At 38.4% G+C, this 15,937-nt stretch carries 11 protein-coding genes and 1 pseudogene; 11 read left to right on the top strand and 1 reads right to left on the bottom strand.

The annotated features are described in order from the left end of the window. Positions 1 to 10: 10 nt before the first annotated feature. From MHB45_RS11405 to sdaAA, 8 genes and pseudogenes are all read left to right on the top strand, one after another. A pseudogene (locus tag MHB45_RS11405) lies at positions 11 to 118 on the top strand (hypothetical protein); the annotation flags it as partial. Between the two features lie 237 nt (positions 119 to 355). After that, positions 356 to 1,342: an NAD(P)-dependent alcohol dehydrogenase gene (locus MHB45_RS11400; protein WP_072273065.1), complete on the top strand. Its 987-nt coding sequence runs from the start codon at positions 356 to 358 to the stop codon at positions 1,340 to 1,342. 147 nt (positions 1,343 to 1,489) lie between these two features. Further along, positions 1,490 to 2,014, top strand: coding sequence for a GNAT family N-acetyltransferase (locus tag MHB45_RS11395; RefSeq protein ID WP_048679797.1), 525 nt, complete (start codon positions 1,490 to 1,492; stop codon positions 2,012 to 2,014). Positions 2,015 to 2,208: 194 nt separating this feature from the next. Then, complete coding sequence (locus tag MHB45_RS11390; protein WP_034307163.1) at positions 2,209 to 2,769, top strand: HPP family protein; 561 nt, start codon at positions 2,209 to 2,211, stop codon at positions 2,767 to 2,769. Positions 2,770 to 2,980: 211 nt separating this feature from the next. Beyond that, positions 2,981 to 5,299 (top strand): AraC family transcriptional regulator, encoded by a 2,319-nt coding sequence (locus tag MHB45_RS11385; protein ID WP_260088869.1) that lies wholly within the window; start codon positions 2,981 to 2,983, stop codon positions 5,297 to 5,299. Between the two features lie 162 nt (positions 5,300 to 5,461). After that, on the top strand, positions 5,462 to 6,697 hold the full coding sequence (locus MHB45_RS11380) for an MFS transporter (RefSeq protein ID WP_081088615.1): 1,236 nt from the start codon (positions 5,462 to 5,464) through the stop codon (positions 6,695 to 6,697). A 14-nt stretch (positions 6,698 to 6,711) separates the two neighbouring features. Then, on the top strand, positions 6,712 to 7,893 hold the full coding sequence (locus tag MHB45_RS11375) for a M20 family metallopeptidase (protein ID WP_048679790.1): 1,182 nt from the start codon (positions 6,712 to 6,714) through the stop codon (positions 7,891 to 7,893). A gap of 69 nt (positions 7,894 to 7,962) precedes the next feature. Further along, positions 7,963 to 9,525 (top strand): L-serine ammonia-lyase, iron-sulfur-dependent, subunit alpha, encoded by a 1,563-nt coding sequence (gene sdaAA, locus MHB45_RS11370; RefSeq protein ID WP_072273062.1) that lies wholly within the window; start codon positions 7,963 to 7,965, stop codon positions 9,523 to 9,525. Between the two features lie 162 nt (positions 9,526 to 9,687). Here sdaAA and MHB45_RS11365 read toward each other — a convergent pair whose 3' ends face one another. Then, on the bottom strand, positions 9,688 to 10,104 hold the full coding sequence (locus MHB45_RS11365; RefSeq protein ID WP_063594989.1) for a DUF2690 domain-containing protein: 417 nt from the start codon (positions 10,102 to 10,104) through the stop codon (positions 9,688 to 9,690). Between the two features lie 411 nt (positions 10,105 to 10,515). Between MHB45_RS11365 and MHB45_RS11360 the strand changes: the two genes are divergently transcribed. The 3 genes from MHB45_RS11360 (at position 10,516) to MHB45_RS11350 (ending at position 15,782) form a co-directional block, all read left to right on the top strand. Next, complete coding sequence (locus MHB45_RS11360; RefSeq protein WP_053087363.1) at positions 10,516 to 12,774, top strand: metallophosphoesterase; 2,259 nt, start codon at positions 10,516 to 10,518, stop codon at positions 12,772 to 12,774. 876 nt (positions 12,775 to 13,650) lie between these two features. After that, positions 13,651 to 15,099, top strand: coding sequence for a sensor histidine kinase (locus MHB45_RS11355; RefSeq protein ID WP_048679780.1), 1,449 nt, complete (start codon positions 13,651 to 13,653; stop codon positions 15,097 to 15,099). After that, positions 15,096 to 15,782 carry a response regulator transcription factor gene (locus MHB45_RS11350; RefSeq protein WP_034307161.1) on the top strand — a complete coding sequence of 229 codons (687 nt, stop codon included), beginning with the start codon at positions 15,096 to 15,098 and terminating at the stop codon, positions 15,780 to 15,782. Before MHB45_RS11355 ends, MHB45_RS11350 begins: the two co-directional genes overlap by 4 nt. The last annotated feature ends 155 nt before the right edge of the window (positions 15,783 to 15,937 follow it).

Raw genomic sequence — 15,937 nt, 5'->3', positions numbered from 1 at the left:
TGAATATTAGCAAAAAACTGGATCCGTTGATGGACTATTATTGCATCCGTTTGTCGGTGAAACGAAAAAAGATGTTATACCAGCTGATGTAAGGATGGAAAACTTGAGTTTACTCGTCCTAAGCTGGCTGAGTTCTTATTAGAGGCATGAAGATAAATGAAGGCGAGTAAGCTAATGTAAACGCGTTTAAAGATATATTCAAATGTTGATTGCTTTTTTGAGAGTATGTTCCGGAACAATCAATTTTCCATTTCTACAAATCGGTATTCTTTATTCAACGAATGGAGCGATAGTTCAAGTACAGTTTTTGAGGGTTAGTGGATTTTAAGTGATATAACGAATTGGAGGAGGATTAATGAAAGCAATCGTGTACACCAAGTACGGTCCCCCTGACGTTCTTCATTTGAAAGAGGTAGAAAAACCGGATCCTAAGGAGAATGAAATACTGATAAAAGTAAAAGCGGCAACGGTAACAATGGGGGATATTCGGTCACGGAGCTTTACAGTTCCCCTCTCTGTTTGGCTGCCAGCTCGGATTATTATGGGATTAAGACGTCCCAAGAAAACCATATTGGGCTTGGAGTTATCTGGAGAAGTTGAGTCAGTGGGCAAAGATGTCAAGCTGTTTAAAGCAGGTGACCAGATTTTTGCAGCTTCCCAAGTGGGCTATGGTGCTTATGCCGAGTATAAGTGCTTGCGTGAAGACGGGCCCGTTTCCATAAAACCTAATAATTTATCTTTTGAGGAAGCCGCAGCCATTCCAATTGGGGCACGTACAGCATTGTTTTATCTTAGAAAAGCTAACGTTCAGAGTGGTCAAAAGGTTCTTGTCTATGGTGCTTCAGGGAGTGTAGGAAGTTATGCAGTACAAATTGCCAAGTATTTCGGAGCAAAAGTTACAGGGGTTTGCAGTACCGCGAATGTAGAATTGGTAAAATCTCTTGGAGCCGATAAGGTCATCGATTACACTTCAGAGGATTTTTCCAGAGATGGTGAGACCTATGATGTTATCTTTGAAGCGGTAAACAAGAGTCCGTTTTCAGCTTGTATGAAATCGCTGAAGAAGGACGGAACCTATCTAAATGTCACTGTACCGGTACCTGGTGTTCGAATGCTATGGACTAAATTGACAACCGGCAAGAAGCTGATATTGAGTCAAAATTCACCAGAAACTCCCGAAGCTCTAAACTTCCTCAAGGAGCTTGTAGAAGCAGGGAAGATAAAAGTGGTCATTGACAGATGTTATGCGTTTGAAGAATTAGTTCAAGCCCATAGGTATGTAGAGAAAGGACACAAGAAGGGAAATGTCGTAATAACTATGGAACATAATGGGGTATCCTGATGGGTGAAACAACGGAGCCCTTAAAAAGCTAAGGGGTGTGTTCTTAATTATAAGGCAGCCGGTTTATACGGAAGTATTGGGTACGGGTGTTATTGAGGTCCGCCGCTGGAACGAAATAGATCTAATTATAGCAAAGGGAGTGGAAAAATGTTTCCGATTTTAGAAACAAAACGGTTGGTCTTGAGAGAATTGGTTGAAGGTGATGCAGCAGATCTATTAAAATGTTTTTCCAATCCAGATGTATTAAGATATTATGGGCAAACTCCATTAACAAATGCAGATCAGGTGAAGCAAATCATTAGGAATTTTTCAAAGAATTTCGAAGAAAAACATGGAATTAAATGGGGAATTGAATGGAAAGGAAAGGAGGGCATTATTGGAACGATTGGATTTCAAGAATGGTCTCATGAACATAAAAGAGCAGAACTGAGCTATGCACTTTTCCCAAAATATTGGGGTAACGGTTATGCAACAGAAGCTGTCAGTAAGGTGGTTTCTTATGGTTTTAAAGAGCTTGAATTAACGCGTATTGGAGCAATTGTTTTTATTGAAAATAAAGCATCCAACAAATTGTTGATCAATTTAGGTTTCAAAAAGGAAGGGATATTAAGAAATTATATGTATCAAAATGATGTTTCATTTGATACTAATCTATACTCCCTTTTACAGTAAATCCTTAATGATATGCCAAGGAATATTGATAGGTTCACAGAGAAAAAGTGGGGGGTGGTAACTGTTTTACGGGAATCAATAAATGAATATTCAGATATATATTTAAAAATTCATTGTTTTCCTGTAAGATAACAATATATAAAAACCCTGTCGACTTGTCGACTTACTTAGAAAACGTGAGGAAAATAGACATTATGGAATTCGAAAAAAGTGTTGAAAAAAGTTGGAGCAATCAACAAAACATAGGTTTAACAGCATATTTAAAGAAAATGAAGGGCGAAGCTAGGGAAAAGGATAGAATTGATTATATAGATTCCTTTGTTTCAGCTATAGGTGGGCTCATTGCTATAATCATTATTAGTTTTATAGCTGTCTATTTAGGATATCCGATGGCATTAGCTCCTCTTGGGGCGAGCTGTGTCATTGTTTTTGGTGCGCATAAAAGTCTCTTGTCACAACCCCGTAATGTTATTGGAGGTCATATAATCTCTACAACAATAGCTCTTATCATTTGGAGCATCTTTGGTAAAAGCTTATTCATTATCGGTCTCGTATTGGCCATTGTATTAATTATAATGACTTTTACAAAAACTGTTCACCCGCCCGCAGCAGCTAGTGCCCTTGTTTCGATCAATTCTCAAGCTGGCTGGGGATTCCTGACTTCAATTGTAATAGGTACTTTATTATTAGTTTTTATATCGATGATTTATAATAATTTATTTCAAACAAGGCAATATCCAAAACACTGGCTATGAAGTTTTATATCACATACTTTTAATGTGACTGTTTTATGGCTCATCCCCTTATCGTTCTAATTGCCTTACTTCAATAAGCGGGGAGCTGCTTTTCTTACTATAAGAGTTAAAAACCTTACTTACCATCTTATTACATATAAATAACGTATGATAATGATTTACTAAAGCTTGATGGGCAGTGGTAAAATCCCAGTAAAAAAGGTGAATGTTCATGTCTGGATCAGTAAAAGAAGATTCGTATCAAATCAGTTTGCAAAATATTCGCCATCACTCACAGCATATCCATTTAGGAATTGAAATTCTTTTCGTGATCCGGGGAGAAGTCGAGGTCATGGTCAATCAAGATTCCTGGCATTTGGCGGAAAATGATCTCCTGCTAATTAATGCCAAAGATGTCCATACCGTAAAGGGGGATGAAGACAATGTAGTTCTATTGCTGCAAATTCCCCTTAATTCCATCGAGCAGCTTTATCAGGATATTCATGTGTGTTATTTTGACTGCCATTCATCCAAAGAAGATAATGGGTTATATCTTCTTTTTGATCAAATCCGTCAACTCTTGGCTGAAATTTTGATCGCACATTACCAAGAGCAGGATGGAAGTGAACTTGAAATCAACAGCCTGATTTACAAGTTAGTTACACTTCTTATCCGGAATTTCAAAACGACACATCTCGGTCACAATCGATTTATTGAAATGAAGGATGATAGAATTAGGGACATCCTTACTTTTATTGAAAAAAATTATCGCAAACAGATGTCTTTAGAAGAGATTGCCAAACGGCAATATTTATCACTATACTATTTGTCCCGTTATTTCAAGCAGGCTGTTGGTGTCAGTTTTTCACAATATGTAAAGCAAACCCGTTTGAAATCCGCTGTTCATGAGTTATTATATACCGATCATAACATCATGAAAGTCTCGTTAAATAATGGTTTTCCTAATGTGAAAGCTTTTAACAAGGCTTTTAAGGAAATGTACAATCAAACACCTGCCGAATATCGAGGTCTTCATAAAAAAGAACCTTTCCAGGAAGTAAATAATATAAGCGAACAATATACCTTGGTGAATTCACCGCACTTTTTAATTGAATTGAGCAAGTATATTTCGCAAAAGGACCGAAATGTTACGGTGAAAGAATCGGGGGTTTCGACGGTACATATCAACCTCCCGGAAGAACCTGTTCTTGTCCGGGATAAAGCCCAGCGATTACTGGTGATGGGACAGCTGGAATATGCCTTAAATGAAGAGGTCCAAGCTGAATTAAAGCTAATTCAGGAACTCCTGCATTTTGAATATGCCTATTTCACGAACCTATTTTCCCCCTCGTTTACGATAATGGACCCGCTTTTGCAAATAGGTGGGCCGTATTATAAGATTGATGCGTTATTTAACGAGTTTCAAAGACTGGGTTTAATTCCATTCATTAGTGTGGAATTTGAAAAGGAAGTCGTAAGCTGTCCGGATTATATAAAGATGTTAGATGAATTTTTACAGCATGCTGTCAGTTATTTTGGCGATGCCTTTGTCGGGAAATGGCAATTTGAATTGGTTTTCGCAAAGTGGGATCAAACAGCACGGACTTTTTATGAACAATACTTTCAAACTGTGAAAAAGAGGGCTTCCACCGCTAAAGTCGGAGTTCATGTGCCTTTTTCCTTAGAAAAAGGATTATCAGTCACTGTTAATGAATTTTTAAAGCAAATGGACCAAATTGATCTGGTGTGCTTTAGCTGCAATCCAAATGAACAAGTTGACTTTACCGATATGGATAACAGTTCCTTTAAGGGAGTAAAAGATCATATAAAGAAATCGTGTATGGAATTAAAAGCGAACCTTTCGTCAGCTGGCTTGGCAGGCACACCCATTTACCTGACAAACTGGAATACACTATACGGTAATACAGTAAATTTAAGCGGAACTTTTTTTCGATCAGCTCTCATTTTTAAAGACATGCTCGATGTTATAAAAGAGATTTCCGGTTTGGGATTTTGGATTGATACCCATTCGTTAGAAAAAAGTAATATGGATAACGAAGATATTGCTATGAATGGAATTGCCCTGCTTTATTATTATCAAATAAAACGTCCGGCGTTTTTTAACATCCAATTAATTGCGAAAATAGGACTGGAGATTTTAGCTGAAGGGGAGGACTTTGTACTGACGAAGGGGAAACAAGGGTACCAATTAGCAATTTATAACAATTCCTATGTTAATCCCACTTATTCTGTTGAAAGTTTCTTTTTGAGCTCTTTAACAAAGGAAAAGAAAATCATGATTTCAGGGCTGCCTTCTGGCACTTATCAAATTCGCAAATACATTCTCGATAGAAATAACGGTGCTTTTTACTTTAATTGGCTCAATCTCAACCAACAGTATATCTATGATCAAGAGATCATTACGTATCTTAAGCAGCGAGCCTATCCAGATTTGCAAATCTATGAGGAAAACATTGAATCGGAGCTCTTAGTGCAATCCACCTTGACGTTAAATGCCATTCATCTCTTTGAAATTAGGCCATTAGGTTAAAACTTAATGGTCTTTTTTTGTTGTTTGGTTAAGCGAAGTTATGAAAAAGGGCAAATGAAGGGGGATGTTTTCGACAATGATTGGAATGTTTTCAATACTTTAAAAATTTATAATGAAGACAAGAAAGCGATTACATAAATATTAATTCGGAGGTAGCCTTTTATGTCTGTTTCTCAAGGAACGATTAAGAAGCAAAGCGAAGCAAAACTTTCGGTATCAAAGGAAAAGAATACCGGTGGAGTTTTGTTGACTACAGCTTTAATGGCTGGTTATTCCATGATTTACATGGACAAAAACATGATTTCGACTGCAATTATCCCAATTGCAGAACAATTCCATTTAACAACAAGTCAAACCGGTTTGATAATGAGTTTATTTTTCTTGGGTTATTCGTTAATGCAGATACCTGGGGGATGGCTCGCAGATAGGATTGGATATAAAAAGGTACTAATGCTTTCGCTTTCGCTCATTACGATATTTTCATTTGCATTTGGCCTTGCTGGAAGCTTATTGATGTTTATTTTGATTCGTTTCTTGGCTGGTATTGGCCATGCAGGCTATCCTCCAAGCTGTTCAAAAGGAATCGCCGAAAATTTCCCGAAAACAAGACGGACTTTTATTCAATCGCTCATTTTGTCAACGAGTGGAATTGGCGGAATTTTTGCTTTTGTAATCGGGGCACGGCTGATTGACTTAAATTGGCAATATGCCTACTATGCACTGGGGACATTTTTTGCCATTGCTTTACTTATGGTTGCTTTATTGGTACCTAATAGCCAACCAACTGCCAAAACGAAGATTGAAAAGAAACAAGTTAGTTTTAAGTCAGTGATTTCTAATCGAAATGTAATTATTTTATTCGTCGCCATGCTGCTGGCGAATGTGGCTTTTTATGGAAATATGTCATGGCTGCCAACTTTCCTAAAGACAAAATTTGCACTATCCATTAGTACGGTTGGGATAATTCTGGCAGTGAACGCTATTGGAGGAACGTTAGCCTCCATATTTGCAGGTGTATTGTTGACAAAATATTTCGCTGGCAAGGAAAAGTTACTGTTAATGGTATGTTCAGTCCTTTCATCCTTGTTGTTTCTTGGTTTAGTACTCTCAAATTCCTTGGCCCTTTCCATTGCTTTCTTATATGTGCTCACATTTTTACTAACCACGATTTTTGTGGGAATTTTCTCTTGGCCGCACAAAATTTTGCCTGAGAAAGTAATTGGGTCATCCATTGGGATCGTCAATACGGGGGGAACACTTGGGGGTTTTATTGCCCCTATGGCATTCGGTGCTTTAATTTCCATGGCAGGTGGCTCGTTTTCCATCGTATTTATCACCTTGGCAATAGCCGTTGTAATATGCGGTCTAGTGTTACTTACCGTTAAAACTGAAAAATAATAGGAGGGAATAAGATGTTAGATCAATTATTACAAAAACTTGAAGAGAAAAAAGAAAGAATGATAGAAATTCGCAGATATCTCCATCAACATCCTGAATTATCTTTTAAAGAAGAAAAAACGGCTCAATACATTGCTGATTTTTATAAAGATAAGAGTGTAATAATACGGACAAATGTTGGCGGATATGGAGTGGTTGTGACAATCGAGGGCGGACTCCCTGGTAAAACAGTTGCCCTGCGTGCCGATTTTGATGGACTGCCAATTATGGAAGAGGCAGATGTACCATTTAAATCGAGCAATCCAGGTGTTATGCATGCATGCGGTCATGATGGGCACACTGCCTATTTAATGATTTTAGCCGAAGCATTAATCGAAATGAAAGACCAATTAAGAGGAAACGTCGTTATCTTGCATCAGCCTGCGGAAGAAACGCCTCCAGGTGGAGCAATCGCCATGATTGAAGATGGATGTTTAGAAGGTGTGGATAGTATTTTCGGTATTCATCTCATGTCCCTGTCGGTGACTGGGGAAGTCTGTTATCGTGCTGGAGAAATGCAGGCCGGGCGCTCGTATTTCAAAGTGAAAATCCAAGGAAAAGGCGGACATGGTTCGATGCCGCATACAAGCAATGACAGTATTGTCGCAGCAAGCCACTTTGTTGTAGCAGCCCAGACGATCATCAGTCGCCGAATCAATCCTTTTGATATGGCGACAGTAACGATTGGCTCGTTTGATGGAAAGGGATCATTTAACGTCATAAAGGACAGCGTGGAACTTGAAGGAGACGTTAGAACCATGTCCAGTGAAGTTCGCGCTAAAGTGGAAACGGAATTCAAGCGAATTCTAGCGGGGCTTGCTCAAGAATTTGACATTACCTATGACTTAATATACTCACATGATTACCCTGTTTTGGTGAATGATAAAGCCATGACGGAACTGGTTGTAAACGGAATTAAAAATGCTGCAATTCCCGAAGTCAAAGCGTTAGTGGAAACACCGCCAACGTCTGGGTCAGAAGATTTTGCTTACTATTTGCAAAAGATACCTGGCAGTATGTTTTATGTCGGCGCAATGCCGGATGATGGTCCAGTTTATCCTCACCATCATCCTAAATTTGTCATTAATGAGGACAGCTTGATCATCGCGGCAAAAGCAATGGCAGCTGTAGTTGCAGAATATTTTGGACAGAAGTAAACAAAGGGAAAAAAGGAGAGGTTCTTATGCTTCCAGCGTGGGAACCTTCTTCTTAACAGGGGTGATCACATGTCTTTTACTAATTTAAAAGAGTTAATTGAACGAGCTGAGCAGGAAAAATCCACTATTTCGGAATTGATGATCAAAACAGAGGTACAGCAGAAAGGTTGTTCCAGGGAGACGATTATCGAAAAAATGGCAGAACAATTTATTGTAATGGAGGAGGCTGTCCGCAGAGGTACAAAGAGCCCGGTCATGTCGCGTACTGGTTTGACGGGCGGGGATGGAAACCGTCTTTATCAGTATGCCCAAAACGGTAATTCCTTTGTCAATGCTAAAACATTGAAAGTTGCAGCAAATGCGCTCGCTGTATCAGAAGTAAATGCTGCAATGGGGCGGATAGTGGCGACGCCAACAGCTGGGTCAGCGGGAATCTTGCCCGCTGTTCTTGTTCACGCCCTTGACAGCGGGAAATTTACCCGAAAGCAGATTGTCCAGTCCATATTCACTGCTTCTGCCCTCGGCTTAGTTGTTGCAAATAAAGCTTCGATATCAGGGGCAGCCGGCGGGTGCCAAGCTGAAATCGGTTCAGCAACCGCGATGGCGGCCGGCACCCTGGTGGAGCTTGCCGGTGGAACACCAATGCAAGTTGGAAACGCCGTCGGAATTGCTTTGAAAAATTCATTGGGATTGGTTTGTGACCCGGTTGCAGGGCTGGTGGAAATTCCGTGCATCATCCGAAACGGTTTACATGCAATTACCGCCCAAGCCGCAGCAGATATGGCTTTAGCCGGGATAGCCAGCGTCATCCCACCGGATGAAGTGATCCATGTGATGCATGAAGTCGGGCAGCAAATGCCAGAATCGTTGAGAGAAACCGGGAAAGGCGGTCTTGCCGGAACTCCGACCGGGCAAAAATTAAAGAAGCAGATTCTAAACGGAAAAACTAGTGGCAGTGGGCCGGCAAAATACCAAAGTGCGTATGAAATCATCGGGCCCGTAATGGTTGGCCCTTCGAGTTCCCATACAGCCGGGGCTGTTCGGATCGGGAATATTGCCCGCCAGCTTTTAAATGAAAATCCAATATATGTAAAGTTCTCGCTGATGGGCTCTTTTGCCGAAACCTATCAAGGCCATGGTACAGACCTAGCTTTATTGGCCGGTGTTCTTGGGTTATCTACCATGGATGATGGCATTCCAAATGCAAAAAAAATTGCTGAGGAAAATGGCTTACAATATGAATTCACGAAAAGGGTGCTCGGAAGCTATCATCCGAATACCGTTCTCGTAGAATTGACAGGGGACGCACGTACTGTAAAGGTTTTGGCCAGCTCTTTAGGCGGTGGAAAAGTGGAGGTTCAGGAATTCGATGAATATCCATTTAAATTTTCAGGAGAACGGCCAACACTTGTGATTCGCCATTCCGATCAAAAAGGGGTTATTGCCGAATTATCGGATATTCTTTATCAAAAAGGGATCAATATAGCCCGTATGGCCAATGAACGTTCCAAAATCAATGGTGCTGCCATAACGGTTTGTGAAATCGACAATATAATCGAAGACACTTTCTTATCTTTATTAAAAAGAGAGATTCCGATTATTGACGAAATTGTCTTGGTTCAAACTAAGTAGTTACCTGCAATCGTATTTTCGCTGATGCAAAAAAGCATGGTATGCGATTAAATTCATAAAAGGCATTCGGAATAAATTCTTTCCGAATGCCTTTTGTCAATAAACTGCATGGAATCGACTGTTATAGAGGCTTTTTCTCTGTCAGGACCCCTTTTATACCTATTAATAACGACCAGTGTTCGCAGAAATAATGAGAGCTCCACTTGATGAATAAATACCTGCTTTGGCCAAAGCATTATACGGATCTAAATTCCATAATTGTGCAGTATAACAGGACGTCTGACCTTTCATGATCCAACCGTTACCACCGGAACTGGCACAACTTGTAAATGCTCTCTTTGTCGTGCCATTAAAACTATCCACCCAAACATTTGCATAATAATCATACGGAGCAGCCGAATAAAACTTTAAGTATCCCCAAGCCGTATGACAATACGCACTTCCTTTTAGCTGAACATATCCAATTTTCACACCGTTTTTATAAATATATTCTGTTTCATAGGTGATTGGACTTTTATTCACACAGCCTGTCGAATAAGGATTTGTATTATCATAGGACAGGGCATACGTTTTATTCATGGGTGCAATCGCAAAAAACAGTCCAAAAACAAGTGTTACTGCCAACCCAATATTTAATAATTTTTTTATAACATTCTCTCCCCTTTCCTTCTTCTAGACTTTAACATACAAAAATTGGTGTTTCTATGCACCTTGGAATTATTTACCACCTTTATAAATTTTACCATTTTATGGGTATATACACAGTGAAGGGATAGTACCCCATTCCCATTAATGGAACGAATACGGGCCATAGGCCTTTTTTTGATTTATTAATAGATAAATTACATTGTTCTTATATTTTATTAATAATGCAAAGGTAGTATTTTAATTGGTAATTACCTAAAAATTTAAAAATGAGGAGGATATTTGTCTTTTTGCAAAATGATTACATAATGTATGGGGCTAACCGATAAGTAGGAGGAATTGATTTTGAAAGCGAAAAATAAATTTGCTGCAATGTTGACAGTTGTAACGGTAGGATTAACAACTTCTTTATCAAGTGTACAAGCATTCTCGGAATCTTCAATTTCAGAAAATAAACGTAAACCGGAGCTCGTTTTTCCTGTAATCAGTGATGTACATATTGATGATGGATCAAATGCTGATATGAACAAGTTTAGAACAGCCATGGATCAATTAAACAAAGCTGCGCCTAAACAGGATGCTTTTGTTGTCGTTGGGGATTTAACGGACTATGGATACGCTACTGAATATGATAAGTTCTTCTCCATTTATAATGAGAAGAAACAAGCTGATGTCCAATCCATGTTTACAATGGGAAACCATGATTATTGGAATGGACTTTCCGTTGAAAAAGCACAAGATCGTTTTCTCGAGAAATCAGGAATGGATTCCCTTTACTATCATAAAAAAGTAAATGGATATGATTTTATTACGTTAAGTCCCGAAAATGGTAATACGCATGGTTTATATTCTGTTAATCAAATAAACTGGCTGGGTGAAAAGTTAGCTGCAGCAGAAAAAGAGAATCCGGACCAACCAATCTTTGTTTTTCTTCATCAACACATAAAAGACACGGTATATGGAAGTGACTTGTGGGGGACTCAGGAAAACAAAGAACTTTTATATGATACATTAAAGAAACATCCACAAGTTATTACTTTTTCAGGCCATTCTCATTATCCACTTGAAGACCCCAGAACGATTCATCAAAAAGACTTTACGTCTGTTGGCACGTCTTCTGTAAGTTATTTGGAATTGGAACCGGGCAAACTTCAAGGGTTTCATCCAGAAGGATATCGTGATATTAGTCAAGGAATGATTGTAGAAGTTTATAATAATGAAGTTATCATTAAAAAACGTGACTTTCATAAAGACGATTGGACAGGAAAACCATGGGTAATAAAAAATCCTTCTAAAAAAAATAAATTTAAATATACAGACGACCGAGATCAGTTGCCACCGTCTTTTGCAGGTAAAGACAAGGCTTCGATTGTAAAAGAAAAATCGACACTAAGAAGTTTAAATGTGACATTTCCACAGGCGAAAGATAACTTGCTCGTACATTCTTATCACATAACGGCTAAAAACAAGGTAACAGGGGAACTAGACGCAGATTTCACCGCATTTTCTGAATTCTATCAAGATCCTGTGCCAAAGAATTTAGAGTTCCCTGTAGCCGGGCTTAAGCCAGGTACAGATTATGAAATTAAGGTACAAGCACTGGATTCATTTAACAATAGCAGTAAAAAGGTGTTACTGGCTGATGGTCAGACAAAAGCACTGGAAATGGTCTCTGCACAGGCTTCTCCTTCTTTAGTAACGACAGGTGAATCGACTACACTCCAAGTGAAGATGAAAAACTTTGGAAATGATAGTGTAAAAGGAAAAATTAAAGTTGATGCACCTGAAGGGTGGAGTGTGGAGCACAATGAACTTGAATATGAGCTTTCAGGATCTGAAGAAAAGAATTTGCCAATAAAAGCTATACCTAGTAAAGAAAGTTCCGGTTCTTCTCAATTCACGATTACTGCTTACGAGGGCGGCCAAATAATTGGCTCCAAGAATATAAATGTATTCGTCAACATGATGCTTGGAGAAGGTTTTGACCAATTGGACTCTGCATTAAAGCCAGCAGTGAATGAAAACATTCCAAGCTCCATTCTCGGTTGGAGCCATAAAGCTCCTAACGGCTGGTCGGTTACAAATAGCTCGAATATGCCAGCTGGTACAGAGGAGTGGCAAGGGTGGAGCTTCACAACAAAGGAATTTTGGACAAAAGCGGAAGACCAAGATCGTAGCAAATTTGAACTTGGACAAGGTGTTATAGCAGTAGCGGATCCTGATGAATGGGATGATAACGGTTCACCAGCATCAAAAGGCTTTTTTGATAGTACATTAACTTCCCCTTCTGTAAAAGTTGAGGGTGCAAAAGATCTATACGTAGGATTTGCTTCTCACTATAAACAAGAAGGAACACAAACAGCTGAAGTAACTGCTGTCTTTGATAATGGGGAAAAACAACAAGTTCTCGTTTATGACAATAAAGCAGCTTCGGATAATAAAAATGGACATGTCTTGAATAAGTATGAAGTTAAATCGATTAATGTTCCTGAAGATGCATCTTCTATGAAATTACAATGGAGAATGCATAATGCGAAAAATAATTGGTTTTGGTCGATTGACGATATTAGATTGGATGACCAAATGATCGTCTCGCCAAATTAATGAGAAGAACGGGTGAACTTTTCTTGAAATTTATAAAAAGCGGACTTTCCTTAAGGGGAAGTTCGCTTTTTTCTATGTCTCACAAATCGGGACAAATAGTAAACCAATAAACCTTCATGATCTTTTCCGTGTGCTTGATAAAGGTTTCGCCTAATTAATTTCGTATCTTTAATGAAAATACTGAAGTGCAGCTATATATAATTCTTGGATAATTTATAAATAATATCATTATTATAAAAGGTGTTTAAAAAATATTTTAACAAAAAACAAGCTTAGCCGGTCCCCCGCTAGATGCTTGCGTCGAGGAAGCTTGATAAAAAGTCGGCGAAAAGGCGCTGATTTCGTAAATCATCTGAAACTTTCATAAATTAAAAAACCACAGGTAAACTAAATGAAGACTTGGTTATACAGCATGATTTTTTATTGTTTAATACTGAAAACCCAATGGGATTGAAGAAATATGCGTCACCCCTGCCGAAAAACTGGCTAGCCGAGACGGCGGAAGGATTTCTGAAATCTCGCTCTTCAAGGTTCTTATTGTTTTATGAAACCTCAAAAAATTGAAGAAATATGCGTCACCCCTGACCCCTGCCTAATAATTGGCTATTCGATACCCCGCTAGATGTTTGCGGCGAGGAGGTTTGGCAGACAGAAGGCGGTAAGGAAGCGGATTTTAGCATTCAGTTTTTCAAATAAAAAAATATAGATCTAAAATAGAATAGGATTTTTTCCAAGTATTTTAGAAAATTTTAAGATTTGTGTGATATGTTTTTTTAAGTTCTAAGAAAATTATTCATGGAAATGCAGGAACAGCAGATAAACGGTGAACTCTTCTATAAAAGAGAAAACGAGAGATTTTATACGGGGTGAAAATATTTGTCAATTAAAATGAGGTTTCTGATGTCCTATGTTGGCGTAATTCTTATTTCCATCACTTTATTTTTAGCGGCTGGATTTTTACTTATTTTTGCAATAACAGGTGATGTAAAATCGATAGAGCATCTATATAAAAACTCTTATCTCCAAAAACCTTTGACTGCAGCAGAAGAAAGTGTGTTTCTCGATTTAAAGCTTTTGGCAAAAAATAATCCAGAACAGCTTCTGAACGAAGAGCAGCTGAAGAAGCTTGAACATGGAGATATTGAGATTGTCGTTAGAAAAGTTAATGACATTGAGTATGCGTCACCCGCACTTGATAAGCTAGGCTTGGTTCAATCACTTCCCATGTTCGAAGAAACGAACATCAATACCCGGGACACAATCAAAATGAAAGACTCTTTTTTCACTTATGTGAAGTTTGATTTTTATTTTTCGGATAAAAGTGAAGGAAGCATTTTTGTCATGAGAAAGGCAAGTTCCTATGCCGAGCTGATTCGGGAGTCATTTCCCATTTTATTCGCCCTATTGTTATTACTGTTGGTAATGATTATTGGACTTTTAAATTATTTAGTTTCAAGAAGCATCATCAAACCTATCTCAATACTTAAAGAGGGAGCGGAGCGGATAAAATCAGGAGATTTAAACTTTGAAATCAAAGCGACTTCCAATGATGAAATCGGACAATTGAATAGGGAATTTGAGGAAATGAGAAAAAAGTTAAAAGAGTCCGTAAACCTTCAGCTTCAGTATGAGGAAAATCGCAAAGAACTTCTTTCCAATATTTCTCATGATTTGAAGACACCCATCACTTCGATTATGGGATATGTTGAGGGGATAAAAGACGGGGTAGCAAATACCCCGCAGAAAATGGAAAAGTATTTATCGACGGTATACCTGAAAGCAAGGGATATGGATTCATTGATAGATGAATTGTTTTTATTTTCGAAGTTGGATTTAAAAAAGGAACTATTCACTTTTGAGACGGTCAGAATGGATAAATATTTGAAAGACTATGTAGAAGAGCTTCAACTGGATTTACTTCAACAAGGAATACAAATTGAACTTCAACAGCTGTATAAACCGATATACGTGTCTGCGGATAGAGAGAAACTGAAACGCGTATTGGCCAACCTGATCAGCAATTGTGTAAAGTATATGAATAAAGATGAAAAACACATTTCCATTTCTCTGCATGAAGGACTATATGATGTAGTAGTACAAGTAACAGATAATGGCTATGGAATAGAATCTTCCGCTTTGCCTTATATTTTTAACCGCTTTTATCGGGCTGAGCAATCTAGGAATTCCCTGACAGGTGGAAGTGGTTTAGGACTTGCAATCGCAAAAAAAATTATCGACGAGCATGGAGGAGATATCTGGGCTACAAGTGAGGTAGGAAAAGGTACAAGTGTATTCTTTTCCATAAAGAAAGGTGAGGAAATGTGAAAAAGATATTACTTATTGAAGACGAAGTCAGTATTGCTGAATTACAAAGGGACTATTTGGAAATTAGTGATTTTAGTGTCGATATTCAACACACTGGTGATGCAGGTCTCCAACAGGCCCTTCAAGGAAATTATCATTTAATCATTTTGGACATCATGCTTCCGGGGTTAAATGGCTTTGAGATATGCAAACAAATACGTGCTGTCAAAAATATCCCGATTTTGCTTGTATCTGCGAAAAAGGAAGATATTGATAAAATTCGGGGGCTTGGACTAGGAGCGGATGATTATATTACAAAGCCCTTTAGTCCAAGTGAACTAGTTGCAAGAGTGAAAGCGCACTTAGCGCGTTATGAACGTTTATCAGGAAGTCACCCCAAATCTAATTCAATCTATGTCCATGGAATTTCAATAGATAAGTCAGCACGCAGGGTTCACATAAACGGGGAGGTGGTCCCGTTTACAACAAAGGAATTCGATACTTTAGTGTTTTTTGTCATGCATCCGAATCAAGTATTAAGTAAAGAGCAGCTTTATGAAAATATTTGGGGATTGGAATCGGCTGCGGATGTTTCAACTGTCACTGTCCATATCAGGAAACTACGTGAAAAAATTGAAAGAAATCCTGCACATCCTAAATTTTTGGAAACTGTTTGGGGAGCAGGGTATCGCTTTAATGTTTAATTAGTATATTTTATGACCCGTCACGAAGGTGACGGGATTTTTTTATAAAACCTTAAGAAACTTTATGAATAAGTTAATCAATTTTTAAGAAATTGTTTAGAGGGAGTTTAAGATTAAGCACTAATATAATGGAGACGGATTAATAAAAGCAACTA

The sequence above is a fragment of the Peribacillus sp. FSL K6-5616 genome, assembly GCF_038008245.1.
Classification (GTDB): Bacteria; Bacillota; Bacilli; order Bacillales; family DSM-1321; genus Peribacillus; species Peribacillus frigoritolerans.
This window is presented reverse-complemented; position numbering and strand designations above follow the sequence as displayed.

Excerpts from the sequence above, each read along its gene's own strand:
- MHB45_RS11400 (WP_072273065.1), top strand. The coding sequence starts at position 356 with ATGAAAGCAATCGTGTACACCAAGTACGGTCCCCCTGACGTTCTTCAT.
- MHB45_RS11395 (WP_048679797.1), top strand. The coding sequence starts at position 1,490 with ATGTTTCCGATTTTAGAAACAAAACGGTTGGTCTTGAGAGAATTGGTT.
- MHB45_RS11390 (WP_034307163.1), top strand. The coding sequence starts at position 2,209 with ATGGAATTCGAAAAAAGTGTTGAAAAAAGTTGGAGCAATCAACAAAAC.
- MHB45_RS11385 (WP_260088869.1), top strand. The coding sequence starts at position 2,981 with ATGTCTGGATCAGTAAAAGAAGATTCGTATCAAATCAGTTTGCAAAAT.
- MHB45_RS11380 (WP_081088615.1), top strand. The coding sequence starts at position 5,462 with ATGTCTGTTTCTCAAGGAACGATTAAGAAGCAAAGCGAAGCAAAACTT.
- MHB45_RS11375 (WP_048679790.1), top strand. The coding sequence starts at position 6,712 with ATGTTAGATCAATTATTACAAAAACTTGAAGAGAAAAAAGAAAGAATG.
- sdaAA (WP_072273062.1), top strand. The coding sequence starts at position 7,963 with ATGTCTTTTACTAATTTAAAAGAGTTAATTGAACGAGCTGAGCAGGAA.
- MHB45_RS11365 (WP_063594989.1), bottom strand. The coding sequence starts at position 10,104 with ATGAATAAAACGTATGCCCTGTCCTATGATAATACAAATCCTTATTCG.